We start from the raw sequence: 24,105 nt of genomic DNA, 5'->3' as shown, positions 1-24,105 counted from the left end.
ATAATGTTACGCGCGTACATTATTATATAATTATTCCTGAATGTTATCTTCTCATTCTAGAATCTTCTCATGCCATTCCAGAGGGGGTGGGTATCTCTGGGATTACTACATCATTCCAAGGATGATGAAGGTAGAGATCATGCCAAAGGTAAAGATGTTGAGAGCCGTGTAGCCCAGTACCTTGTTCAGCATTCTGCCTTCTCCTATCTTCCTCATCTTGGCGAATGTTCGGTTGTGCACCACGAGATATGTGGCGGCGAAAGGCAAAAACTTAGTATCTGCATCGTAGGTAAGTGCACCATAGATGTTGATTCCAATCATGATGAGGATACCGATGTTGCCCAGTGCGCAGTAGAGACGCTCGCCGTTTTTCTTGCCGATGTGAACGATCAGTGTCTTCTTGCCCGCCTTGATGTCGTTGTCGTAGTCGCGATAGTTGTTCAGAATGAGCAGCGTATCTACTACCAGTCCGCAGGCGATGGAGGTAAGTATGGCTTCCGTTGATACAGTCTGCATTCCTTCAGGCATTACCAGATAATAGGTGCAGCAGACTGGCACGATGCCGAAAAAGAGAAGTACCAGCAGGTCGCCCAATCCCAGGTAACTCAACTTGGTGGTATAGAGGAAGCAGAAGAGTACGCAGCAGATACCCACGATGATCATCTCCTTTCCTCCGTAGAAGGCGAGGGGCAAACCGATGGCGCATCCCAGAAGGGTGGTGAAGATGATGCCCCATTTCATGGCTTTCATCGTAATCCAGCCTTCGGCGCAGGCTCTCTTTGGCCCCAATCGGGTTTCGTCGTCGTTGCCATGCTTGAAGTCGAAGAAGTCGTTTACCAGGTTTGAGTCTATCTGCATTATCCAAGCAAAGAGCAGACAGAGCAGGGCAGGAACCCATTGGCAGTTGGCACTTGAATCCTTGTATGCTAGGGCTACTCCTAGCATCACCGGTACTGCCGCTGCCGAAAGGGTGACGGGGCGGGAGGCGAGAAACCACGCCTTGATAGAATTTGTCTTTATCATCATATTGTTGCTTTTAAATTATAAGGAGCGAGGTTTTTGGGGAACCTCGCTCCTTGTTGTTATTCATTAAGAAAAGATTCGCTTCTATTTTATTTCAGAAGAATCTCTTGTGGAAAAGATTCGCTTCCTAGTTGAAGAAGTTCCAGCTTACACCCATTCTGAAAACTCGCTGGTTCATCGGATAGTGAGGGGTGAAGAAGTAGTTCTTGTCGCCTTGTCCTGCATTCAGATGGCTCATCATCACGAAGAAGCGGGTGTGCTTGATGTGAACATTGGCGTAGGCATTGACGATAGGGTAGTTGCCCACCTTCACGTTCTTCTCGCCGTTGCCCTGCACGGTATATTGACCGATGTAAGGAGAATAATCTGGAGCCTCGTAGCTGGTGAAGTATCTGGCGTCAGCACCCAACTCGATATTCAGTACCTTTACCACCTTGAATTTGATGAAGAGGTTGGTATATACGTTGAGGTCTGGCACTGGCAGGGCACTCTTGCTGCTGGTATGCTGGTAGGTAATCATGTTCTGCCAGTTGAAAATACCGAACTTGAAGTCCTGCTGCAGCTGCGCTGTAATCAGATTGATGGCATCGCCGCTCTGCATAGGGGTCACCATTACGCCTGTGCGCAGACCATTTTCTGTAATCGTATATTGCTGTGAGAAATAAGTATAGTTCTTGATTTCATCCACAGCCACACGCAGCGTGGTGTTAGTCTTGCCGAATCTCAGAGTTCCCATAATGCGGGTATGGATAATCTTGCTCAGATCATCATCCCACCAGAGATGTCGGGCATGATACTTGCGATAGTAGAACGATGGCGTTTCGTGATGGATGAAAGCATCGCCTCTTACCTGTACGGTGTCACCCAGGAATGGCAGGTTGATGTCTGCGCTTCCGTCGATTGCAAAGGTGCCGGCATCCACTCCGGTGAGTCCTACCTCGCCCACGACATTATAGTGAAGGGTCTTGCCCTGAGTCTTACTCAGCTGACCGCCTACGCTCAGAGCATGCTCATTGAACTTCTCAAATCCGCCTTCGGTATTCGGCAGTTCGTAGTGGCGGAGGTCATAGCTGGCGAAAGCTTTCAGACCAGCCTTTGCCCACTTGCTGAATCCCTCGAGCGTTCCCATTGCCACGGTGTTCTTGATGCGCCAGTGTCGGGTCTGATCGTAGATAGAATCGCCTGTAAACTTGCCGGCATTGTAGTACTCCTTGAGATAGTAGTCCTGTGGAGTCTGGTAAGCCTGGTAGATGCGCTTGTAGTTATCAAACTGCACGGTGTGGATGAAGCTGGTTACCGGAACATATTCTGTCTTGTAGAAGAGTGAGTCCTGCGCTTTCTTCTTCTCTACGGTGAGCAGACTGTCTGCCATTGCCTTGCTGTTTACTGCAATTCGAGTGCTGTCGCTCTTGAAGTCCTGGGCTGCCTTGTTTGCAACTATTGCCTTGTTGTTCTTGGCAGGTTCATCGCCGGCAATCTTTGCATCTGTAGGGCGACCTGAGAACTGCTTCTTCTGGTTTTTGTCGAAAGCCTTTTCGTCAAACTCCCTGCCTTGTTCCCTTGCTTTCTTTCTTGCCTCCTCCTTGGCTTCCTCGGCTGCATTGTCCTTTGCTGACTCCATGGCGAATTTCTTGGCCTTGATTTCTTCCTCGGTCATCTTCACCTTGCGGCTGAAGCCCACATTGTAGCGGTGGGTGAAGAAGATGTGTTGGTTGTCGTTGCGATTCCAGTTCTGCTGCAGCACGGTCGGTATTTCGTTGGTGGCGAAACTCTCGGTGAAAAGCTCCGGATGCTTGATGTAGTCATCATTGGTAATACCTCCGTTCTCCGTCACCTTCTGGTGGTTGGTGCTGAAAAGGAAGTGCGCCTGATAGCGGTCGCCCAGATAAGAAGTCCACATCGTATATTTGAAGTGCGCCGTGCTCTGTGCATCGTAGTAGCCGCGACCGTATTTGTAGTCGAATCGGAATCCGCCACCCAGCTGCTTGTTGGCATTCACCGCAAAGATTGCCTTGAAGTCATCCTCACCGTTGGTTCTGTCACCGCAGCTATTCAGCGTGATGTTGGTGATAGGCGAGTAGGTGTTGGTGAAGTGGAAGTCACTCACCGGGGTAACGATGTTGTCGTATGGCTCGGTGAAGATGAAGTTGCCCTGCGTATTGCGTCGGTCGATGAAGATGCGGTTGATGCGGGCGGTACCCATGTTACCCAGGGTGTTGTACTCTCCGCGCAGTCCTTCCGTGAAGGTTGTGTTCTGGTACATTGCCTGCATAGTGTCCACCACGGCAGCCCGAGTATCTCCAAATCTCTCATCCACAGTCCATACCCTGATTCCCTTCGGAATCTCCTTGTCGGTGCCCAGCGAGTCGGTGTTGATTCGGTTGCCGGTCTGTGGGCGGAACTGCGAGTCCTCGTTATTGTTGAAATCTGTAAAATCACGTTGTGCCGCAACTGGTAGGGTTGCAGCACAAGCTAGGATTGTAGAGAATAATATTTTCTTCATTTCTTATTTTTTGAATAGTCGGATGCAAACCTCGGCAATTTTCAAGACTACGCCGATGATCAGCAGTACATTGGCAATCGTGCGGTCGTCCATCTGTGTCCAGAGGATGACGCCTACGATGGCGAAGAGCATGAATCCGATGTTGAGCCAGTTTCTGGCTACGAGCATATTGCTCTTGTCTGCATACTCCATCTTCTGTGGTGGCGACGATTTGGGCGCACGGCATAGCTGGTCTGTGGCTGTGTCTGAGACGCCTCGTGGCTCTCGCTCTGTGGCTGAGTCTTTGCAGTTTCCTCGCTCTGTGGGGTGTTTGTTATATTGTTATCTTTTGTCTGATCCATATTTTATAAGATGATTTTTATTTTCTAACAAGTTTGGTCAGATTGTTGAAGATCTGATCCTTACGGTCGATGGTTCCGCGGCGGAACTTACCGTAGATCTTAGCCAAGTCGTTTTTCTTCTTGGTCAAGGCATATTTGTCGGTGATCACATTCTCTGCAGGCTCCTTGAAACCGGTACTTCTGCCTTCCTCGTAGTTGAATACGATTCGGGTCATGGAGAGGTGGAGATGGTTGTCGCTGATGGTTGCCACCAGCTGGTACTTGGTCTCAGAGCGGTCGAGAGAGATGAACGACTGATTGAAGACAAACCATTCGTCCATGATACAGGCGATAATCTGCTCGTTCTTGTTGTTTCTGTTCACCAGGGCGATGCGGCTGTTGATGTTTTGCTCATTCTTGATGAGCTTGCTCATATATTGGAAAACGATGTTGTAGATTTCGTCTGCACTCTTTCCGCTTGCCTGGGTGTCGAGAACAAATTCCACTTTTCCCTCGGCATTGAGCTGGATGGCTCCTGCCAGGTATTTCGGATCTTCCTTGAGCACCACGCCCTCGGCAGTCTTTTCCACCTTTTTCTCTTCTACCTCCTCTGTCATGGTTGGCACGACCCATCCCGCACCTTCTGAAGTTTCGGTAGTATTCTCCTTCTTGGTGGCAGGCACCAGCTTTGTAGCAGGCACCGAATTCTCTGCATTCTTCTTCAGCTTTTCAGCTTCCTGCTTCATTCTTTCAGCTTCAGCCTTCAATCTTTCAGCTTCCGCTTTCGTTTTCTCGCTTCCGCCTTTACTTTTTCAGCTTCCGCCTTCACCTTGGCAGCTTCTGCCTGAGCCTTGGCTGCTTCCAGGGCCTTCTTGGCTTCCTCCAACTCTTTTTGCGCCTTTTCCAACTGCTGATCAGGGGTAAGCACATTCTGCGCCTGCATGGTGAGAGCTGGAATCAGCATCAGTATTGAGATAAATATCTTTTTCATGATTGTTGTTTAAATGTTTAATGTCTTGTCCTCCTCGTCCGAGTATTAAGAACTCGGAGGCGCTTCTAACATACAAAGGTATAAAAATAACTTGATATATTTCTATAAGGAAGCGATTATTTATACATTCTTTTGCTAAGTTAACAATATTTTTTAGGGAAAACGCTCCTAGTTTCAAATATTTTCGTATCTTTGCAAAAAAATATAGCTATAAATATGGGATTATTCGGATTATTTAGCAACAAAAAAAAGGAAACTCTCGATAAAGGCCTCGAAAAGACCAAGGAGAGCGTGTTTGGAAAATTGGCGCGTGCGGTGGCTGGTAAGTCAACCGTAGATGATGACGTGCTCGATGATTTGGAGGAGGTGCTCATCACATCCGATGTAGGTGTGGAGACTACCGTGAAGATCATCCGACGTATCGAAGAACGCGTGGCAAGAGATAAGTATGTTTCTACCTCAGAGCTCAACAGAATCCTGAGGGAAGAGATTGCAAGCCTCCTGGAGGAAAATCATACTGATGACAATGAAAACTGGGATTTGCCTTCCGATCATAAGCCATACGTGATTCTGGTAGTGGGTGTGAATGGTGTGGGCAAGACTACCACCATAGGAAAGCTCGCCTATCAGTTTAAGAAGGCTGGCAAGAAGGTGTATCTCGGTGCTGCCGATACCTTCCGTGCCGCTGCCGTGGAACAGATCTGCATTTGGGGCGAGCGAGTAGGGGTGCCAGTGGTGAAGCAGCAGATGGGTTCTGACCCTGCCAGCGTGGCCTCGATACCCTGCAGAGCGCCAAGGCGAACGGTGCCGACGTGGTGCTGATTGATACTGCCGGACGCCTTCATAATAAGGTGAACCTGATGAATGAGTTGAAGAAGATCAAGGAGGTGATGAAGAAGGTCATGCCTGAGGCTCCGGATGAGGTGATGCTCGTTCTGGATGGAAGTACCGGACAGAACGCTTTTGAGCAGGCTAAGCAGTTTGCTGCCGTTACCAATATCTCTTCGCTCGCCATCACCAAGCTCGATGGTACGGCTAAGGGTGGCGTGGTAATCGGAATCTCCGACCAGCTCAAGGTGCCTGTGAAGTATATCGGACTGGGCGAGGGTATGGAGGATCTCCAGCTTTTCAATAAATCTGAATTTGTTGACTCCCTCTTTAAGCACTAGAATACAGGTGCTTATAGACTTTAAGAAAAGGATTAGATGAAGCTCGATGTAAAATAGTCGAGAAAAGAATTAGATTAAGATTATTATAGGATAAGTAGGATAAGAATGAAGAAAAATCAGATAGATATAGTAACCATGGGTTGCTCCAAGAATCTGGTGGACAGCGAGACCTTGATGAAGCTTTTCGAGGATAATGGCTACCACTGCGTTCATGACCCGAAACGCCCACAGGGTGAAATTGCCGTTATCAATACTTGCGGCTTTATCGAGGATGCCAAGCAGGAGAGCATCGATACTATCCTGGAGTTCATCCAGGCTAAGGAAGAGGGACGACTCCGCAAACTCTATGTGATGGGTTGTCTCTCACAGCGCTACCAGAAGGAACTGGAGGCAGAGATGCCCGAGGTGGATAAGTTTTATGGTAAGTTTAATTATAAGGAGTTGCTCAAGGAACTGGGCAAGGCTGATGTGCCTGCTTGCAGTGGAACCCGCCATCTCACGACTCCTCATCATTATGCCTATATCAAGATTTCTGAAGGTTGCAACCGCCGCTGTGCGTATTGCGCCATTCCTATCATCACCGGCAAGCACGTTTCCCGTCCGATGGATGAAATCCTCGACGAGGTGCGCCAACTGGTAGCCGATGGTGTGAAGGAATTCCAGATTATCGCCCAGGAGCTCACCTACTACGGCGTGGACCTGGACGGCAAGCATCACATCACCGAACTCATCAGCCGCATGGCGGATATTCCGGGTGTGAAGTGGATCCGTCTGCACTATGCTTATCCTAACCAGTTCCCGCTTGATCTGCTCGATGTGATGCGCGAGAAGTCAAACGTATGCAAGTATCTTGACATCGCTCTGCAGCATATCAGCGACAATATGCTCAACAGAATGCATCGCCACGTGAGCAAGCAGGAAACCATTGATCTGCTCAAGACCATCCGTGAGCGTGTGCCTGGCATTCATATCCGTACCACTCTGATGGTGGGTTTCCCTGGCGAGACTCAGGAAGACTTCCATGAATTGCTCGAATTCGTTCGTACTCAGCGCTTTGAGCGTATGGGTGCCTTTGCTTATTCTGAGGAGGAGGGTACCTACAGTGCCAATAACTACGAGGATGATGTTCCTGCCGAGGTGAAGCAGCGCCGTCTTGACGAACTGATGATTCTGCAGCAGGAAATCAGCGCAGATGTAGAGGCTGAGAAAGTGGGCAAGATACTGAAGGTGATTATCGACCGCAAGGAGGGTGATTACTATATAGGAAGAACCGAATTCTGCTCGCCAGAGGTGGATCCTGAAGTGCTGATCAAGGCAGGAGAGAAGCGTCTGCGCGTGGGTTGCTTCTACAATGTGAAGATTACCCAGAGCGAGGAGTTTGATCTCTACGGAGAAGTGGTAAAGTAATATGGGAGGTAATATTTTGACATCAGAATGAATAACAAGGAGTATATTGCAGAACTTGCTCAGCAGACTGGCTATTCACAGGACGACACCCAGAAGATGGTGCGCAAGGTGATAGATGCCATGATTGCTGAATTTGAGGATGGTGAGGCTGTCTCCATCCCCAACTTTGGTACGTTTGAAGTAAAGAAGCGCTTGGAGCGTGTGGTTGTTAATCCTACAACCAAGAAGCGCCAGCTTGTTCCGCCTAAGCTCGTGCTCGGCTTTCGCCCTGTGGCCAGTGTCAAGGAAAAACTGAAGAATGGAGGTGAAGACTATGAGTAAGATTAGTTTAAGCGACTTGGCGCAGCGCTTGGCAGAGAAGTCGGGAATCAGTCTGCAGGATGCCGAACTGTTTATCAGAAAGATGTTTGATGTTGCCAACGAGGGGCTTCAGTCTGATAAGCTCGTGAAGATGAAGTGGCTGGGTACTTTCAAGGTAATGGCGGTGAAGGATCGTGAAAGCGTGGATGTGAACACGGGCGAGCGTATCATCATCGAGGGCCGTGACAAGATTTCCTTCACGCCCGATAATATTCTGAAGGAGATTGTGAACAAGCCTTTCGCCCAGTTTGAGACCGTTGTGGTGAATGATGGTGTGGATTTCGATGAAATTGACAGAAAATTTGAAAATGCTGAAGAGGACGGCTCTGTATTCGATTCTACGTTAGAGTGTGTTCCTGATTCAGATAATTCTTCTTTGGATTCTTTCGTTGAACAGGATTCTTCTGCAACAAGTGGTGTGATAGATTTCTTGGATGAAGAAAACGATGCTCCTGTTAGCGATGAAATGATTGTGATAGGAGAGAAGAGATTGTCTCAGGAAAATGTTGCTGAACCGGAAGAAAAGAAACCGGAAGAATCTGAATCTGCAACTTCTGAATTGGAAACAAAGGAATCTGAAGTTCCAGCTCAGAATGAAGTTGAGTCTGTTGTTTCTGATGAAGAAAATGAATCGACATTAACAGAGGAAACTCCTATTGCAGAGAAAGTTCCTTCAGATGGAGAAAATACTATTACAGAAATTCCTATTGTAGAGGAAGCTTCTTCAGATGAGGAAACTCCTTCTTCAGATGAGGTAACCGATAAGCGTCATGTTGTTTTGCCTCGTTCTCTAGTTGTTGCTGCGAGCGTAGTATTCCTGGCTATGATAGTAGGCTTTGGTTGGTTTGCTTTTAATTATGGCAAGCTGGCTGCCCAGCGTGATCATCTCGCTCTGCAGTTGGATAATTACCAGCAGGTTCCGACAGAGAAGAAGGCACCAGCCAAGTCTGCCCCAACGCAGGAAGAAATTCTTCGCAAGAAGGCTATCGAGGATAGTGTAAGAATGGCGCAGGCAAGCGAAGCCGTCAAGAAAGCCGAAAATGCCGAGCTGAATATGGATGCGACGGCTGATAAGCAATCAATTGATGTAAAATCGGCTGAGTCAAAGAAGAATTTGGAAGCCAAGAAACTCGCAGATGCAAAGAAACAGCAGGAGACTAAAAAACTTGCAGAAGCTAAGAAGAAAGAAGAAGCCAGAAAGCAGGCAGAAAAGCATGCTGCCCAGGCAAGCAGCAAATACGACCAGGATGCCCGTGTTCGAACCGGAGCCTATCGTATCATTGGTGTTTCCGAGGTTGTTACGGCAAGAGAAGGACAAACCATCAAGTCGCTCAGCCAAAAGTACTTAGGTCCAGGAATGGAATGTTACGTAGAAGCTCTGAATGGTAATTCCCTGTTGAAGCCTGGTCAGAAAGTCAAGATTCCGAAGTTGGAATTGAAGAAAAAGAAATAATTTGAAAGAAATTATTTGAAAATACAAAAGGGTGTGTCATAAGTCCATGACGCACCCTCTTTTTCGTTTCTTCATTCGATGAATAATGACGCATCTTCTTTCGAAAAATACCTTTTGAGATTTTATTTCTTCTCCAATTCCTGAAGGCTTTCCATTTTCTTTGTTTCCAGGAACTCGTAGATTCCGCAGAGATGCTCGCGGACGCGACCATGGCCGAATTCGTACACCTTGCTGACCAGACCATCCAGGAAGTCTCGGTCGTGACTCACTACAATCAGCGTGCCGTCGAAATCCAGCAGCGCCTGCTTCAGTACATCCTTCGTCTTGAGATCCAGGTGGTTGGTAGGCTCATCGAGAATCAGCAGATTCACCGGCTCCAACAGCAGCTTCAGGATAGCCAGACGGGTTCTTTCTCCACCCGACAAAACCTTTACCTTCTTGGTAGAATCCTCGCCACCAAACATGAATGCACCCAGCAAATCGCGAATCTTATTTCTGATTTCGCCCTTGGCAACATCATCTATCGTCTGGAAAACCGTAAGCTCTCCATCGAGCAGAGAAGCCTGATTCTGAGCAAAATAGCCAATCGAACATTGTGTCCTAATTCCAGCTTACCCTCGTTCTGAAGCTGACCCATGATGCATTTTACGAGCGTAGATTTACCCTCACCGTTTCTTCCCACGAAGGCAATCTTGTCGCCACGCTCCACGGTAAGATTCACGCCGCTGAATATCTGCTTGTCATCAAACGACATCGCCACGTCACTCATCTGAACCGGATAGGCTCCGCTTCTCGGACTTGGAGGGAACTTCAGTCTCAGTCGGCTGGTATCCTCCTCGTCCACCTCGATCAGTTCCAGCTTTTCGAGCATCTTCACGCGGCTCTGCACCTGGAATGTCTTCGAATACGTACCCTTGAATCGCTCGATGAAGTCCTTGGTCTCGGCAATCATCTTCTGCTGTTCCTCATATTTCTTCATCTGCTGTTCGCGGCGTTCCTTGCGCAGTTCCAGATACTGGCTGTAGGTAGCCTTGTAGTCGTAGATTCTGCCATGGTAACCTCGATGGTTCTTGTTGTAATGTCATCTACGAATTTTCGGTCGTGACTGATCACTACCACCGCTTTCGAACTGTTGATGATGAAGTCTTCGAGCCATCCGATAGATTCGATATCGAGGTGGTTGGTAGGCTCATCCAGAAGCAGCACGTCAGGCGATTTCAGCAGCAGTTTGGCAAGTTCGATACGCATGCGCCAACCTCCCGAAACTCGCTGGTAGGGCGGTTGAAGTCAGAGCGCTCGAAGCCCAGACCGAGCAGCGTTTTCTCTACGTCTTCCTCGAAGTGGGTCATGTCGATTGCATAGAATTTCTCAGACAATGAAGATACTTTTTCGATGAGCTGCATATAGTCGTCGCTGTCATAATCCGTGCGGGTAGTGAGCTCATTGTTGATGCGGTCAATCTCCGCCTGCATCTCGTGGAGATGGGCGAACGCCTGGCAGGTTTCCTCGAACACGGTTCTTCCGTCTTCGGTCATCAGATGCTGAGGCAGATAGGCGATGACGCAGTCTTTTGGAGCGGAAACGGAGCCACGTGTGGCTGTTCTTACGCCTGCGATGATCTTGAGCAGGGTACTTTTTCCTGCGCCATTCTTGCCCATCAGGGCTATACGGTCCTTCTCGTTGATCTGGAAGGAAATGTCTTTGAATAGGGTGGTGCCGCCGAATTCTACGGTCAATCCATCAACTGTAATCATATCTGTTTCTTATTCTATATGTATTATAAATTCATGTTCTTTTTATATTGTAAATCGCTTGAATAACCAAATGCCACACGGCGATGCTCCCTGATGGAAATTTCAGACAGAAGGGTTACCGATGTCCAGAGGGCCAGGTCGTTTAGCGTGGCAGGATAGCGGATGCTTCCCGCCGAATCTGCGCTTGCGGTTTTTGTCAGTTCAGCGGCAACGCATCTCAACATGATGTAGTCCATCCCCTTGTGATGCTGTCGTGCTTCAGGGCTTTCTCGCCCCAGAGCTGCCATTCGCGGCTTTCGTATAGAGCCAGGATGGCGTGGTCGTCTTGCCAGGTTTCCGAGTTCATCTCCTCCAGGTAGATGCGTCGGTTCACGCCGTCCCAGATGCCCAGCGAACCCTGCACCTCAAAGTCGAGACTTCTTGGGCGAGGCAGGGTCGTGTCATGAGTGAGTGAGATGAGCGTTCCGCCCTGGGTTTCAATCTGCGTAGAGATGATGTCGCCCAGGGTGATGGGAGTATTATCATCTTCTGACATGTGCTGGCGAAGTCCCACCGCCTTGGTTGCGAAGGAAGTGAGCCAGGCGAGATGGTCTGTTTTCCCGATGCCCAGAATCATGTAGAGCGGACCGAGTCCATGGGTGGGATAGATGTCGGCGTTGTGGTGCGAGTAGAAACGGCTTCTCCACACGCTTTCCGTACCTTTTCGTCCACCCAGTACCCCATTGTCATCGAGCAGCAGCTTGCGCAGGTCGTGGCGGTAACCGCCTCTCATATAGATGATTTCTCCAAGTGCTCCTTCATTCACCATTCTTTTTACAGCAAGGATTTCTCGCATGAAGAGGGTGTTCTCCAACGGAAAAACCTTTACTCCTTTCTGTTGGGCGATTTCTTGTAGCGGGGCATATTCATCCTGGCAGAGTCCGCCTTTGATTTCGAGAGCCACATGGCAGTTTCGCAGTATGCATTCCGTGGCGTGGGTGATGTGGAGGTGCCAGGGGGTGGTGATGAAAACCAGATTGGGCTGTTGCTCGTCGAGCATCATCTTGTAGGCTTCCTCGCCCTGATAGAAGGAAGCGCCCGGAGATTCCGAATCCCCGCAGCCGTTGATGTCGGCGATACCGACAATCTCAAAGTTTTCAATCGTGCGTAACAGCCGCAGCAATTGTTTACCCCGATATCCGAATCCTATCAATGCAGTTTTTATATGTTTCATCAGATTTTTTTTTGCTTCTGCAAATTTAGATAAAATTTCTGAATTATAAGCCAGTATAATAAAAAACTTCAATGATTTCCCTCGAATTGTGCGAAATTAGCCTTGTTTTTCGAGAAATCAAGACTGTGGTTTTCACAACTACCCCTCAGATGCACTGTGCGGCTTGTGAGAACAAAATCAAGAACAACCTCCGTTTCGAGAAGGGTATCAAGAGTATTGAGACCAGTGTTCCGGATCAGACGGTTACCGTAAAGTACAATGCCGACAAGACCACTATTTCTTTCTTTTGATTCCTGGTTCAGCAGCCATCATTGGCTTATTCTCTTCAGGCAAAACATACGGCTTGCTGAAGTGGAGTGGAGAAGAATTGGTTGCCGCCTCAATCTCGCCACGCAACCGTTCTTTCAATTTCGTGTTTCTGTTGCTCACAGTCAGATTTCTTACAGCATAAGCAAGGGCTTTGGGCTGACCGATGAGTACGCAGACCTTCTTGGCTCTCGTGATTCCGGTGTAGATGAGGTTACGCTGAAGCATTACGAAATGGGTCATCAGTACCGGAATGACCACGATGGGGTATTCCGAACCCTGACTCTTGTGGATGGTGGTGGCATAGGCCAAGGTTAATTCATCCAGCTCCGTGGTCTCGTATTCAACCAAATGGTCTTCGAAAATAACGGAGATGGTGCGGTCTTCCATATTCACCTTCTCTATGGTTCCGATGTCGCCATTGAATACATTCTTGTCGTAATTATTTCTAATCTGCATTACGCGGTCGCCCAGTTTGTAGGTGGTTCCGCCACGGCTGATTCCCAGATTGGATGTGTTGAGTGCCTGCTGCAGCAGCATGTTCAGATTGGCTGCACCTACCACACTTCTCTGTATCGGGGTAAGCACCTGGATGTTACTCTGCGGCTGATTGTAAGCTTTTGGCAGACGATATTTTACAAGATTCACGATTTCCGTAGCCACTTGCTCTGGATCTTCATTCTTGATAAAGAAGAAATCTGTCTGTTTGCCGTTGCTCGTGTCCGGATAATATCCCTGGTTGATGGCGTGGGCACTCATGATGATTCGGCTCGACTGTGCCTGTCGGAAGATGCGGGTGAGTCGGATGACCGGAATTTTCTCTGAGTCGATGATGTCGCGTAGAACGTTTCCGGCTCCCACACTCGGCAGCTGGTCAATGTCGCCCACCAGCACCAGGCGCATGTGCTCCGGAATCGCCTTCATCAGATTATACATCAGGATGATGTCTATCATCGAACACTCATCCACGATCAGCGCATCACCCTCCAGCGGGTTCTCCTCGTTGCGCTTGTATCCGTCCTGCGGATTAAACTCCAGCAGCCGGTGGATGGTTTTGGCTTCCATGCCCGTGGCCTCGCTCATTCGCTTGGAAGCTCTGCCCGTAGGAGCCGCCAGCAGAATCCTCATCCCTGCCGTTTTGTAAGCAGAAATGATACCTTGCGTCGTCGTGGTCTTTCCTGTTCCAGGGCCACCTGTCAGCACCATCACTTTAGAGCGTACTGCCTGCTCAATGGCGGCGATCTGCACCTCGTCGTATCTGATGCCTGAAGCCTTTTCTATTGCCAGGATATCGGCCTGCATATTGAAGAGGGTAGGACCCTGACCTTTCATCAACTCCAGCAGTTTCTTAGCCGTTCCACGTTCAGAATGATAGAAAGGAGGCAGATAGATGGCTTCGTTCTCACGGATGAGATTTTCTGATATGATCATTTCCGCTATGGCTTGTCTGATAGGTTCTTCATCGGCTTCGAGCAGTTTCTTTGCGGCTTCTATAAGCTGTTCTTCTACAGCATAAACGTGACCTTCGTTGGAGAGTTCGTTTAGGGTGTAGCTGATTCCGCTCTTGCATCTTCTCAGATCGTTCTTCTCATAACCCATCTTGCTGGCTATGTTGTCGGCAGTCTTAAAACCAATGCCCCAGATATCATCGGCAAGACGGTAGGGATTCTCCTTCACGTTGTCGATGCTTTCCTTGCCATACTGTCGGTAGATCTTGGCGGCGTAAGCAGTGCTCACGCCATACTGCTGCAGGAAGATCATCACGTTCTTGATGTCCTTCTGCTTCTCCCAGCTGTCTCGGATTTTCTCCACGCGTTTCTTGCCGATTCCGGCAACCTCGTAGAGTCGTTCGATGTCATCTTCTATTACCTCGATGGTTTCCGTTCCGAATCTCTCTACTATCAGATGTGCAAACTTCGGACCGATGCCTTTCACCAGTCCGCTGCCCAGGTATTTCTCGATTCCATATACGGTGGCAGGCATTACCTCTTCCCAGGTTTCGCAGGCAAACTGCTGTCCGTATCGCTTGTCCATCTTCCAGTCGCCATTGCACAGTAGTACCGCTCCCACTGGAACATCCAGCAGGTTTCCCACCAGGGTAACCAGGTCGGAATATCCCTTCACCTTGACTTTCATCACGGAATATCCGTTTTCCTGGTTCTGGTAGGTAATCCGTTCTACCACGCAGCGTATCTTGATCATACCTTCTTCAAAATATTACCTTCTTCAAAATATTATCTTTCGATGATGTGATTGATAACGATTCCTGCTATAGCCATTCCGAATGTAGCGGTGATGTGGCAGAGTGAGCCGTTGATCTGCGGCTTCGTAGATGTCCATTCGTCCTCTACGAGTCGCTGGTCGCTCATGTTCTGCATCGGCTTTTCCTCGCTGAACACGCACTGGAATTTGCGGCGAGGGAAGGTCTTGTTCTTCTTGAATTTCTTGCGCAGGGCTCTTGCCAGCGGATCGCCATCAACCTTCCAGAACTCAGCCTTCCTCACCATGAAAGGGTCGCGGCGGAGGGCTGCTCCCATCGAAGATACGAAGGTGATTTCCTTCGGAAGGGCAGTGGCACGCAGAATCAGGTCGGCCTTGTCTTTCAGCGAGTCTATGGCGTCGATGATGTAGTCGTATTCCTCCATATGGAACTCTTCTGCAGTTTCTGCCTGGTAGATTTTCTGATAAGCCGTGATGTTGGCTTCAGGGTTGATTTCAAGCAGGCGATCGCGCAGCGCATCTACCTTTACCTGTCCGATGGTGCGGCTTGTTGCCATCAGCTGGCGGTTGCAGTTGGTCACGCATACGCGGTCGCTATCCACGATGGTGATGTTGCGCACGCCGCTGCGCACCAGTCCCTCTGCGCACCATGAGCCCACGCCTCCGATTCCGAAGATGAGGACTCGTGCTTCCTGAATTTTTTCAAGATTATCTTTTCCCAGGAGCAGTTCTGTGCGTCGCTGCATTCCCCGCTCCATTGTTGTGATTTGATTTCCCATTCAATTATCTTTTTTATTATCTTTCAACTTTGCTTTGCGCAATTCAGGTGCAAAGATACAAATAATAATTCGAAAAGTAATCATCCGACTGTTTTTTTGTTTAGAAAAATCTTCCTATTCTTCCACAATCTGCATGATGCGCCTGATGTTTCTGTTGCGCTGGTTGATGATGAGCGGAACACGTTCTACCACCACCATGGATGTGTCGAGGCCCAAAGCCTTAGGCTCGTCAATGCCTATCTTGCCGATAAGGGCATAGATGGTCATCAGCAGGTTCTGTTGACGGTTGTCGGAACTCTCCGGGTAATATACGCGGTGGATGATGATGAAGCGGAAGTCGCCAGGTATTCCGTTTTTGCGGAGCGAAGGATAGGTACTTCTCAGATCTACCTTCTTGCTTGCCACCAGGTCTTCTACCACTTGTCGCAGATAGAGGCTCACCCTAGGCTCGATGCGGAAACCTATGCGCATGGTTACACTGTAGAGGGTGTCGGGAACCAGAGTCTCGCAACTGTACTCCAGCGTGTCAGGAGTATCTGCAAATTCCAGATTGATAAGCCAGTAATGGTCAGCACGTTTGGGCTGCTTGTTGATGATGGAATAGAGCAGCTTGTCATCCACCGCACCTTCCTTGTCGGCATGGTTCACATAAACCAGATTGGATGCGTACTTGGGGATGCTCTCGTCGGCCTTGATATCGGAGATAATCTGATAATACTCATCCAGCGGTTTGGTACTGATGTAATGATGGCGGATCTTGATGGCGTGGACCCATACATACATCATCAGGAACAGGATTCCGCCAATAAGCATCGTACACCATCCTCCTGCGAGGAATTTTGACAGGTTGGCGGCAAGGAAAATGCCCTCGATAACGCAATATGCGCCCATAAAGAGCAGGATGAAGATGCGCGCCACACCCTTGGTGCGCAGGTAGAAACCGAGCAGCAGGGTGGTCATCAGCATGGTGATGGTGATGGCGAGACCATAGGCTGCCTCCATGTGCGAGGAGTCGCGGAAGAGCAGGATGATGAGAACCACACCGAAGTACATGGCGAGGTTGATGACCGGAATATAGAGCTGTCCCTTTACATGGGTAGGATGCTTGATTCGCATGCGTGGCCAGAAGTGCAGGTTCATGGCTTCGCTCAATATGGAGAAGGTGCCGCTGATAAGTGCCTGACTGGCAACGATTGCCGCACCCGTGGCCATGATGATGGCAAAAATCAGCATGCTCTGTGGCATGATGGAAAAGAACGGATTCACGGAGGAGGCAGTCTGGATATGGTTCAGCACCCATGCTCCCTGACCCAGATAGTTGAGGATGAGCATGGCCTTTACGAAAAGCCAGCTGATGGTGATGTTCTTTCTGCCGCAGTGACCCAGGTCGGAGTATAGTGCCTCAGCACCGGTGGTACAGAGGAACACGGCACCGAGAATCAGGAACCACTCTGGCGATTTTGCCAGCAGCATGGCAGCATAGTAGGGGTTGAAGGCCTTCAGAATCAATGGGTAAGAGGTGATGCTGAAAGCTCCCGTTACGCCCAGCAGCAGGAACCATATCAGCATGAATACTCCGAACGACTTGCCAATACTCTCTGTACCAAAGCGTTGCACGAAGAAGATGATGGTGATGATGCCCAGTGTGATGGGGATGACTGGCAGGTGGGGACTGATGCTTTCGAGTCCTTCGATGGCTGTGGTAACCGTGATGGCAGGGGTGATGATTCCATCTGCCAGCAAGGTGCTGGCACCGATGATGGCCAATAAGTAAATCCATTTTCTCTTCATCTTGCGCAACAGGGCGTAGAGGGCGAGGATGCCTCCTTCGCCATTGTTGTCGGCACGCAGTGCCACACATACGTATTTGATGGTGGTCTGCAGGGTGAGTGTCCAGATGATGCACGACAATGCACCCAGGATGGTGCTCTCGTTGATGGCTTCACCCGTGTGCAGGATGGCTTTCATCACGTAGAGTGGGGATGTACCTATATCTCCAAACACGATGCCCAGAGTGATGAGTAATCCCAGGAAGCCTACTTGATGATGGCAGGCTACTGAACTTTCCGAATTTTCTCCCATATAATTTCTCTTATTTATTTAAAATATTATCCTTCTTTACATTAAGGAATTATCCTTATGTGAACATAAAATATCCCTTTATAGATTATTAATTTGGGTGCAAAGGTATGAACATAAGTGGTAAAAGATGATTTGTTTAACAAGATTTATCTGTTTTAACTTTCGTTTTAATCGACAGTAAGTGACAGTTTGGAAGATGTAAAAAAAGTGATATTCTTTCTCGGTGTCAAAAATAAGCCCCATCTACTATCCGAATCTTCATTCATGCTGAAATCGGAAAGTAGGTGGGGTTCATCAGATGAAGGTCACCACATTTGATGCTTCGTTATATTTACATATTTACGCAGTTTTGCGATACTCGCTTGGTGTCTTGCCCGTCTGTGCCTTGAAAAAGCGGACGAAGTGCTGAGAGTATTCAAAGCCGAGATGCTGACTGACTTGCGTAATGGTTAAGGTTTCATCTACAAGCAGTTGGCGGGCTGCCGAAAGCAGTCGGTCGTTGATCATACTCTTGGCAGTTCTGCCAGTCTCAGTCTTGACTAATTCTCCGAAATATTTAGGCGAATAGCAGCATTTGTCGGCAAAGTAGGCTACGGTAGGCAACCCTTCGCGCTCCGCTTTCCGGGCAATGTATTCATCGAGCAGAGAGACGAATTTCTTGACCACCGAGTGGTTGATCTCCTCGCGTGTGATGAACTGGCGGTCGTAGAAGCGCAGACAATAGTTCAGCAGCAACTCGATGTTAGAAACGATAAGTTCACGCGAATGCTTATCTATAGGATGCTCGAGTTCCAGCCCAATCATTGAGAGCACGTCACGGAAGATATTTACCTCGGCAGCGGATAGATGCAATGCTTCGTTGCTTGTATAGTCGAAGAACTCATAGCGGGAGATGTTCCTGCCAAGCTGGGTGCGGTTGAGCAGCTCGGGATGGAAAGCCAAAACCGTATATTTGGCAACCGGAACTCCTGGAACGGGTTCTACCTTAATCGTTTGTCCTGGAGCAAACGAGGTTACGGTCATCTCGTCAAAATCATATTCTGTTCTGCCGTATGACAGTTTGCACCCCTTGTTTTCCTTCAGGAAGAGGGCATAAAGTCCGTAGTGATTCACAGCCTCCTGAATAGGAGAGGTGTTCTCTACATGCGCAATGCTTACCAGAGGATGAAGTGTTTTCACCCCAATGTAGTCATTGAACTCCTGTATGGTATTAAAGAAAAATTCCTTCATAATCTTATGCTTTAAATTTCTAAACGTTCTAATTTATTTTTTTACGGGTGCAAAGATACGCATATTTCCTTAATTTTCTTATACCTTTTTTACGGTAGATATTACCTTTATCGTCGTGTTTTGCGATTTTTATCCTAATATCGATGAATTCCCCTCTCCATTTCGTATTGAAATGTTGGCTTCGTTTCTCCTTGTGACGATAATCACATGAGCCACCTATCCAAACGTATAATATGTAGAAGAATCTTGTATCATAATTTTTTTATCTTCAATGTCCGCAGATATTCCTTCTGCTCGGGCGTGATTCTGTAGCTCTCTATGCCTTCTGGATGGTCTTGTTGTGCGTCCAGGGAGCAAGGCGGCGTTGTTCGATGTAGGGAATCGTTGCGTCCCATTGCTTGGCAAGGGCGGTGACGAACAGTCTTTCTTGAAGTGAAGTCATTTTCATCCAATCATTTTTTGAATCTGTTTATCCGAAGCATCAGGCTGGATTTCTTTCAGATGCTCGAAAATTCTCTGATAAGATTCCTGGAGAGTGCGGTTGCATTGGCAAGCCTCCCTGCCATAGAGTTCTTCGGGAGTATTGAGCAGCGACCAACCCCACATAACTCTCAATTCTCAACTTTCAACTAATAAATAATGGGATTGGATGAGCTGCATCCAATCCCATTTTTATTAATACTCAGCCTCATTCGCCAAGTGCCACGTTGTAAGATACGAAGCACGAGTGATGTCTGTAAGCTTCGGATAGTTCACTGTGTCAGCCTCATCCGACGGGAAGTTGTAGTTGGGCTGACCGCCGGTGTGATACCACACGATAGGCACACCCTTCAAGTGGAACGACTGCTGGTCGCTGCCGCCGACAGGGGTATCCCAAGCACGATAATCGGGGTCGAAGCAGAAGTTATGCTTCGCCATATCCGCCTTGAGCCACTCGCCAATCTTCGGATGCGCAGCCGTATAGAAGTACATCAGATAGCGACTGTCTGTGCCGCTACCCACCATATCGAAGTTCAGATAGCCCTTCACGTTCTTCATATCCTTATAGACATCGGTGAAGTAGCGCGAGCCGAGCAGTCCGAACTCCTCGCCATCCCAGAATGCGAACACGATAGTGCGCTCCGGTGTTGCACCACTCGCCACGAAAGCCTTCATAATCTGCAGCACGGCAGCCACGCCCGACGCATTGTCGTCGGCGCCATTGTATATCTTGTCGCCTTCGATGTCGTTGTACACGCCCTCATGGTCGAGATGCGCACCCACAACAACCATTTCGTCGGTCTTCTTGCCTGGCAGTACCGCGAGCACATTGCTCAGATACATAGTGCGGTGCACCTGCTTCTTTATCTCAGCGATTGAATCCGCCTCAACGAAGTAGCGCACGCCACGCTGCAGTTTCTGCACAGCACAAGCCTCGAAGGGCTGTTCGTACGACTCGCCGAGGAAAGGCTTCAAGCCAGCCTGTCGAATCTGTGAGATGATATACTGCTTTGCGATGCGCGAACCGCGCTCGCCGGCACGGCGTCCTTCCAAGAGGTCGTCGGCAAGGAAATAGACATGCGCACGTGCCGCATCTTCGGTGATTGAACGCAAGCCGGCATCACACTGTGCAGCCAACTGTTTCTCCACTTTAGCCGACTTCTTCTGTGCGGCTTCAACAGTAGTCGCGCCGCTAAGAACGATAGCAGCCGACAATAATAGTTTATTAATCATATTCAAAGTATTATTCTTTATATTGTTACTATTTTATGTGCAAATACGTCATCAGTGCAATCTGTTTCACTTTAAAATTCTAACTCCACATCCATATCTTTGTTGATTTCTTGCCATTCCTGATGCTCTTCCAGATGATTGGTCTTTACCAGTACACTCTGGAAACCAAAACGCTTACCTGCCTCGGCATTCTCTGTGCGGTCATCGAAATAGAGCGTAGTGGCAGGATTCAATCCAGTCTGTTGCGTCATCTCTTCATAGATTTCGACGGATGGCTTCTCTTTCCGCATGGCGTATGAGAGGAATACTTCATCAAACAGCTCGTCTGTGGAATATCCCAGCTGCTTCATCAGACAGACCGATTTCTGCCAAAGCGTATCGTTGATGTTGCTGAGCAGATAGACCTTGTATCGCTTCCGTAGTTTGACCAATGCTTTCAGCCTTTCAACGGGCAGATTGCCGCACAACTCTTCGAGTACTTTCTCAATATCCTCGGTTGTGGTTCCTTTGCGGCAAAGGCTCAGCATCTCTTTCAATGTTTCTGATTCCGCCACCAGACCATTGATATATTGGTGTATCAGTCTCTTGATTTTGCGGACATGGATTAGCCGCTTGAACGCCGTAACGCCCAGGCTCTCCATGGCTTTCACAACAGAGGCATCATCAATATTCACGATGACACCTCCATAATCAAAAACGAGAGTTTCTATCTGTTTCATGCTCTAATCATTTGATAATGATGCGCCTGTAATCTAGGAGGATAAGCCATGCTCAACTCCATATCAGCGCAATATATCTGCAAAAATACAAAAAATATTCAGAAATGTGATTTTATGAATGAATTTTGTTTGCAGAGCTAACATGATTTAACCTTATTCTTAATCTAGAGGAGCATTGAGGGACAACTTGGGGGATATCTTGAATAACCGGAAATCCTTAATGACCTTAATGACCGTGACCTTAATGACCGGAAAACGGCCCGAAACATTTATTTGTTTTTCTGATGAAACTCCTTCCTTGTCTTAGCCATTGCTTTTGTAGCCCTATCGTGGGTCTCTATCAGCAATGGACTCTTGTAATATTGCACAATCTTGACTCTGACGCCACCTATCCAAACGTAATATGTAGAAGTATCTTGTGTCATAATTATTTTGTCTTCAATGTCCGCAGATATTCCTTCTGCTCAGGCGTGATTCTGTAGCTCTCGATGGCCTTCTGAATGGTCTTGTTGTGCGTCCAGGGAGCAAGGCGGCGTTGCTCGATGTAGGGAATCGCCTGGTCCCATTGCTTGGCAAGGGCGGTGGCGAAGAACCAGGCTATCATCATTTTTACGTAATACTCTTCGCTCCTTACTGATGCAGGAATTTCAAGATATTCTGCCTTGAAGTCTTTGTCCAGGTAATGAGACATAAGTATCTCTATACCAAAGCGACAAGTATAGACGTGTGATGATTTACTCCAAGTCTTGATCTTCGCCAATAGTTCCTTCTTGTGTTTGGCAAACACCTTCGGAGACATGATGTCGCAAACTGCCCAGTTGTCCACGAATGGCAGAAATCTGTCTGTAAGACGAATGCATTCCTCGTAGTCCTTTACCTCGGAAACGAGGAGTCCGTGAAGCATATTCTCATCGTAGTATTCGTGAGGAAGTTGATGAAGGAAATCTTTGCATTCTGATTCCTTTGTAAATTCTTTTACAAACTTGCGAAGCACAGGCACACGAATGCCTATGAAACTCTCCACAGGCACTCCCGGTGTCAGTTTGGCTTGGAAAGCAGCATACTGCTTATCCTGCATGGCGAACAGTCTTTCTTGAAGTGAAGTCATTTTTATCCTATTAATTTAATAATCTGTTTATCCGAAGCATCAGGCAGGATTTCTTTCAGATGCTTGAAAATCCTCTGATAAGATTCCTGAGGAGTTCGGTTGCATTGGCAAGCATCCCTGCCATAGAGATCTTCGGGAGTATTGAGCAGCGACCACCCCCAGCCATATTCATGATTGTGCTTGTCACGAGGGTAGATGAAATCCTCGGTCACAATATAAGTTGCCATTTCCAGTCGGGTGAGATAACCGTCAAACTTGCTTCTCATTCCCTTGCCCGTAAAACCGCAGGAAGCTCGAAGTTCCCTTGTAATGAGACTGCCCGATGATTGAAGCGTGCTGAGAATGACTCCTTCTATCGAGTCATCATCTGGGCGAGGGTACTTGCTTCTTCTGTAGTTGCAGAAGTCCGGCCACCATTCCTGACTGATGAATCCTGCTTTCTTGTTAAAGAACTTTCCGTACATACACGGCATTTCCTGCACGATCTCGCCTTTCCATTTCCATAGTGGCCAGTCCCAACCGCCTTCAGGGAAAGTTACATATCGGCAATCCTCAGCCACGATGTCTTCGGCAGAGAAGCCTTCAATGCCGCTATCAAGGAGAGGGAGAAAGCCGATCTTCTGAATCAGCTCCATCATGCCTGTTGCTGAATATATTTCTGGAAAATTCATGTTTATTTATTTTTATCCTTTGTACTTAAACACTTTAACCATATCCTTGTCGCCACCCACAAGCTGGCTGCATCTGTTCAGCATTCCGGTGTCTGAGAAACCGCATTTCTCCATGACCTTTCCTGATGCAGGATTTGCTGTGAAATGATCTGCCCAGATGTTTTCTAAATGCTTTACTTGGATGCAGTAATCGAGCATCAGTTTCAAGGCTTCGGTGCAGATACCCTTGTTCCAATAAGGCTTTCCTACCCAGTAGCCCACTTCGCAGTCGTTTTTTCCGATAGGGATGTTGCTGGTTTCATGGGTGTAGTAGCCGATGCAGCCGATTGGCTCGTTGGTCTCTTTCAACACAATCGCCCATGTCGTTTCATTATGGAAAAATGTTCGGATTATCTCCCGACTTTCTTCTACTGACTTATGTGCTGGCCATCCTGCACGAGGTCCCACGTCAGGGTCTGAGGCGTACTTGAAGAGCGACTCTGCATCCGATTCCTGCCAATGGCGGAGTAAAATTCTTTCTGTTTCCATTAGATTATATCAATATTTTGCTGTCTATTTACTTTGTGTGATTACCCAAGCCAGTCGGTGAAGATAAGTATACATTCGTGCATCTTCTCAAAGAATCTCCCTATCCGGCGCTTGATGCCCTTCCAATAAATCCCATTCTTTTTAATGCTCATATACTTCGTTCTTTATAATGTTATTGATTCATGTGCAAATACGCCATCAGCGCAATCTGTATCAGCAGAATGGCTGGAATGCCGTATTTGAATTTCTTGTGCATCGTCTTATGGTGCCAGACTTTCATTCCCATCCATGCCCCGATGCTTCCTCCAAGTACAGCCAGCAACAAAAGCGTGGCTTCCGAAATGCGCCACTGGGCTTTCTTAGCCTTGTATTTGTCAACGCCGTACACGATGAATGTAACTGCATTGATGGCAAGGAGATAGTAGGCGAGGCAATTGTGTAATGTATTAGGGTGTCCAGTTCTCTGTTCTTGAAAACAAGCTGGAAACATCCCTGTTAATTGTTAATATTACGCTCTGATATTTAACGTTTCATGTAACGAAATAGTTCTTTGAAA

24 protein-coding genes and 3 pseudogenes are annotated in these 24,105 nt (G+C 48.0%); 5 read left to right on the top strand and 22 right to left on the bottom strand.

The window, feature by feature from the left end:
• Positions 1-105 precede the first annotated feature (105 nt).
• The 6 genes from menA to DW830_RS16670 all read right to left on the bottom strand — a co-directional run bounded on the left by menA (position 106) and on the right by DW830_RS16670 (position 4,837).
• Entirely contained in the window at positions 106-1,023 is a 918-nt protein-coding gene (menA, locus tag DW830_RS12295) for a 1,4-dihydroxy-2-naphthoate octaprenyltransferase (protein WP_119250106.1), read from the bottom strand.
• 127 nt (positions 1,024-1,150) lie between these two features.
• Entirely contained in the window at positions 1,151-3,526 is a 2,376-nt protein-coding gene (locus DW830_RS12290; RefSeq protein WP_119250105.1) for a putative porin, read from the bottom strand.
• Between the two features lie 3 nt (positions 3,527-3,529).
• On the bottom strand, positions 3,530-3,718 hold the full coding sequence (locus DW830_RS12285; protein WP_233544519.1) for a hypothetical protein: 189 nt from the start codon (positions 3,716-3,718) through the stop codon (positions 3,530-3,532).
• On the bottom strand, positions 3,685-3,867 hold the full coding sequence (locus DW830_RS16675; protein ID WP_233544518.1) for a hypothetical protein: 183 nt from the start codon (positions 3,865-3,867) through the stop codon (positions 3,685-3,687). Before DW830_RS16675 ends, DW830_RS12285 begins: the two co-directional genes overlap by 34 nt.
• A gap of 17 nt (positions 3,868-3,884) precedes the next feature.
• Positions 3,885-4,592 (bottom strand): DUF4468 domain-containing protein, encoded by a 708-nt coding sequence (locus DW830_RS12280; RefSeq protein ID WP_233544517.1) that lies wholly within the window; start codon positions 4,590-4,592, stop codon positions 3,885-3,887.
• 17 nt (positions 4,593-4,609) lie between these two features.
• Positions 4,610-4,837 carry a hypothetical protein gene (locus DW830_RS16670; protein ID WP_233544516.1) on the bottom strand — a complete coding sequence of 76 codons (228 nt, stop codon included), beginning with the start codon at positions 4,835-4,837 and terminating at the stop codon, positions 4,610-4,612.
• A gap of 216 nt (positions 4,838-5,053) precedes the next feature.
• Here DW830_RS16670 and ftsY point away from each other — a divergent pair.
• The 4 genes and pseudogenes from ftsY (at position 5,054) to DW830_RS16665 (ending at position 9,226) form a co-directional block, all read left to right on the top strand.
• Positions 5,054-6,006 (top strand): annotated as a pseudogene (ftsY, locus tag DW830_RS12275) (signal recognition particle-docking protein FtsY).
• A 105-nt stretch (positions 6,007-6,111) separates the two neighbouring features.
• Positions 6,112-7,413, top strand: coding sequence for a 30S ribosomal protein S12 methylthiotransferase RimO (rimO, locus tag DW830_RS12270; protein ID WP_119250104.1), 1,302 nt, complete (start codon positions 6,112-6,114; stop codon positions 7,411-7,413).
• A 27-nt stretch (positions 7,414-7,440) separates the two neighbouring features.
• Positions 7,441-7,734: an HU family DNA-binding protein gene (locus DW830_RS12265; protein WP_089542697.1), complete on the top strand. Its 294-nt coding sequence runs from the start codon at positions 7,441-7,443 to the stop codon at positions 7,732-7,734.
• Positions 7,727-9,226: an HU family DNA-binding protein gene (locus DW830_RS16665; protein WP_233544515.1), complete on the top strand. Its 1,500-nt coding sequence runs from the start codon at positions 7,727-7,729 to the stop codon at positions 9,224-9,226. The genes DW830_RS12265 and DW830_RS16665 overlap by 8 nt, the downstream gene beginning before the upstream one ends.
• A 122-nt stretch (positions 9,227-9,348) precedes the next feature.
• On the opposite strand, the pseudogene DW830_RS12255 reads toward DW830_RS16665, so the two are convergent.
• The 3 genes and pseudogenes from DW830_RS12255 to DW830_RS12250 form a co-directional block, all read right to left on the bottom strand.
• A pseudogene (locus DW830_RS12255) lies at positions 9,349-10,980 on the bottom strand (ABC-F family ATP-binding cassette domain-containing protein).
• Positions 10,981-11,003: 23 nt separating this feature from the next.
• The gene (locus DW830_RS17130) at positions 11,004-11,216 is read right to left on the bottom strand and encodes a hypothetical protein (RefSeq protein WP_317125419.1); all 213 of its coding nucleotides are present in this window, start codon (positions 11,214-11,216) and stop codon (positions 11,004-11,006) included.
• A complete protein-coding gene (locus tag DW830_RS12250) occupies positions 11,198-12,193 on the bottom strand; it encodes a Gfo/Idh/MocA family protein (RefSeq protein ID WP_317125418.1) in 996 nt (331 codons plus the stop codon). Before DW830_RS12250 ends, DW830_RS17130 begins: the two co-directional genes overlap by 19 nt.
• 71 nt (positions 12,194-12,264) lie before the next feature.
• Here DW830_RS12250 and DW830_RS12245 point away from each other — a divergent pair.
• A pseudogene (locus DW830_RS12245) lies at positions 12,265-12,471 on the top strand (heavy-metal-associated domain-containing protein); the annotation flags it as partial.
• On the opposite strand, the gene DW830_RS12240 reads toward DW830_RS12245, so the two are convergent.
• The 13 genes from DW830_RS12240 to DW830_RS12185 form a co-directional block, all read right to left on the bottom strand.
• Complete coding sequence (locus tag DW830_RS12240; protein WP_119250102.1) at positions 12,467-14,701, bottom strand: ATP-dependent RecD-like DNA helicase; 2,235 nt, start codon at positions 14,699-14,701, stop codon at positions 12,467-12,469. The pseudogene DW830_RS12245 and the gene DW830_RS12240 sit on opposite strands and share 5 nt — an antisense overlap.
• Positions 14,702-14,733: 32 nt before the next feature.
• Complete coding sequence (locus DW830_RS12235; protein ID WP_119250101.1) at positions 14,734-15,498, bottom strand: ThiF family adenylyltransferase; 765 nt, start codon at positions 15,496-15,498, stop codon at positions 14,734-14,736.
• 114 nt (positions 15,499-15,612) lie between these two features.
• The gene (locus DW830_RS12230) at positions 15,613-17,580 is read right to left on the bottom strand and encodes a KUP/HAK/KT family potassium transporter (RefSeq protein ID WP_119250100.1); all 1,968 of its coding nucleotides are present in this window, start codon (positions 17,578-17,580) and stop codon (positions 15,613-15,615) included.
• Between the two features lie 339 nt (positions 17,581-17,919).
• Positions 17,920-18,810: a helix-turn-helix domain-containing protein gene (locus tag DW830_RS12225; protein ID WP_119250099.1), complete on the bottom strand. Its 891-nt coding sequence runs from the start codon at positions 18,808-18,810 to the stop codon at positions 17,920-17,922.
• Between the two features lie 316 nt (positions 18,811-19,126).
• Positions 19,127-19,252, bottom strand: coding sequence for a hypothetical protein (locus DW830_RS16955; protein WP_255415633.1), 126 nt, complete (start codon positions 19,250-19,252; stop codon positions 19,127-19,129).
• 2 nt (positions 19,253-19,254) lie between these two features.
• Positions 19,255-19,416 carry a hypothetical protein gene (locus DW830_RS15890; protein WP_158573496.1) on the bottom strand — a complete coding sequence of 54 codons (162 nt, stop codon included), beginning with the start codon at positions 19,414-19,416 and terminating at the stop codon, positions 19,255-19,257.
• Positions 19,417-19,485: 69 nt separating this feature from the next.
• On the bottom strand, positions 19,486-20,523 hold the full coding sequence (locus DW830_RS12215) for a M28 family metallopeptidase (protein WP_119250098.1): 1,038 nt from the start codon (positions 20,521-20,523) through the stop codon (positions 19,486-19,488).
• A 71-nt stretch (positions 20,524-20,594) separates the two neighbouring features.
• Positions 20,595-21,242: an HAD-IA family hydrolase gene (locus DW830_RS12210; RefSeq protein ID WP_119250097.1), complete on the bottom strand. Its 648-nt coding sequence runs from the start codon at positions 21,240-21,242 to the stop codon at positions 20,595-20,597.
• A gap of 269 nt (positions 21,243-21,511) precedes the next feature.
• Positions 21,512-21,667, bottom strand: coding sequence for a hypothetical protein (locus DW830_RS12205; RefSeq protein WP_233544514.1), 156 nt, complete (start codon positions 21,665-21,667; stop codon positions 21,512-21,514).
• Between the two features lie 2 nt (positions 21,668-21,669).
• A complete protein-coding gene (locus DW830_RS12200) occupies positions 21,670-22,350 on the bottom strand; it encodes a DNA alkylation repair protein (protein WP_119250096.1) in 681 nt (226 codons plus the stop codon).
• A gap of 2 nt (positions 22,351-22,352) precedes the next feature.
• A complete protein-coding gene (locus DW830_RS12195) occupies positions 22,353-23,021 on the bottom strand; it encodes a hypothetical protein (protein ID WP_119250095.1) in 669 nt (222 codons plus the stop codon).
• A 12-nt stretch (positions 23,022-23,033) separates the two neighbouring features.
• Positions 23,034-23,549, bottom strand: a complete 516-nt coding sequence (locus DW830_RS12190) for a GNAT family N-acetyltransferase (RefSeq protein WP_119250094.1) — start codon at positions 23,547-23,549, stop codon at positions 23,034-23,036.
• Positions 23,550-23,721: 172 nt separating this feature from the next.
• Entirely contained in the window at positions 23,722-24,039 is a 318-nt protein-coding gene (locus tag DW830_RS12185) for a DUF1294 domain-containing protein (protein ID WP_119250093.1), read from the bottom strand.
• Positions 24,040-24,105 lie beyond the last annotated feature (66 nt).

The organism is Prevotella sp. AM34-19LB (assembly GCF_003468525.1).
Taxonomy (GTDB): Bacteria; Bacteroidota; Bacteroidia; order Bacteroidales; family Bacteroidaceae; genus Prevotella.
This window is presented reverse-complemented; position numbering and strand designations above follow the sequence as displayed.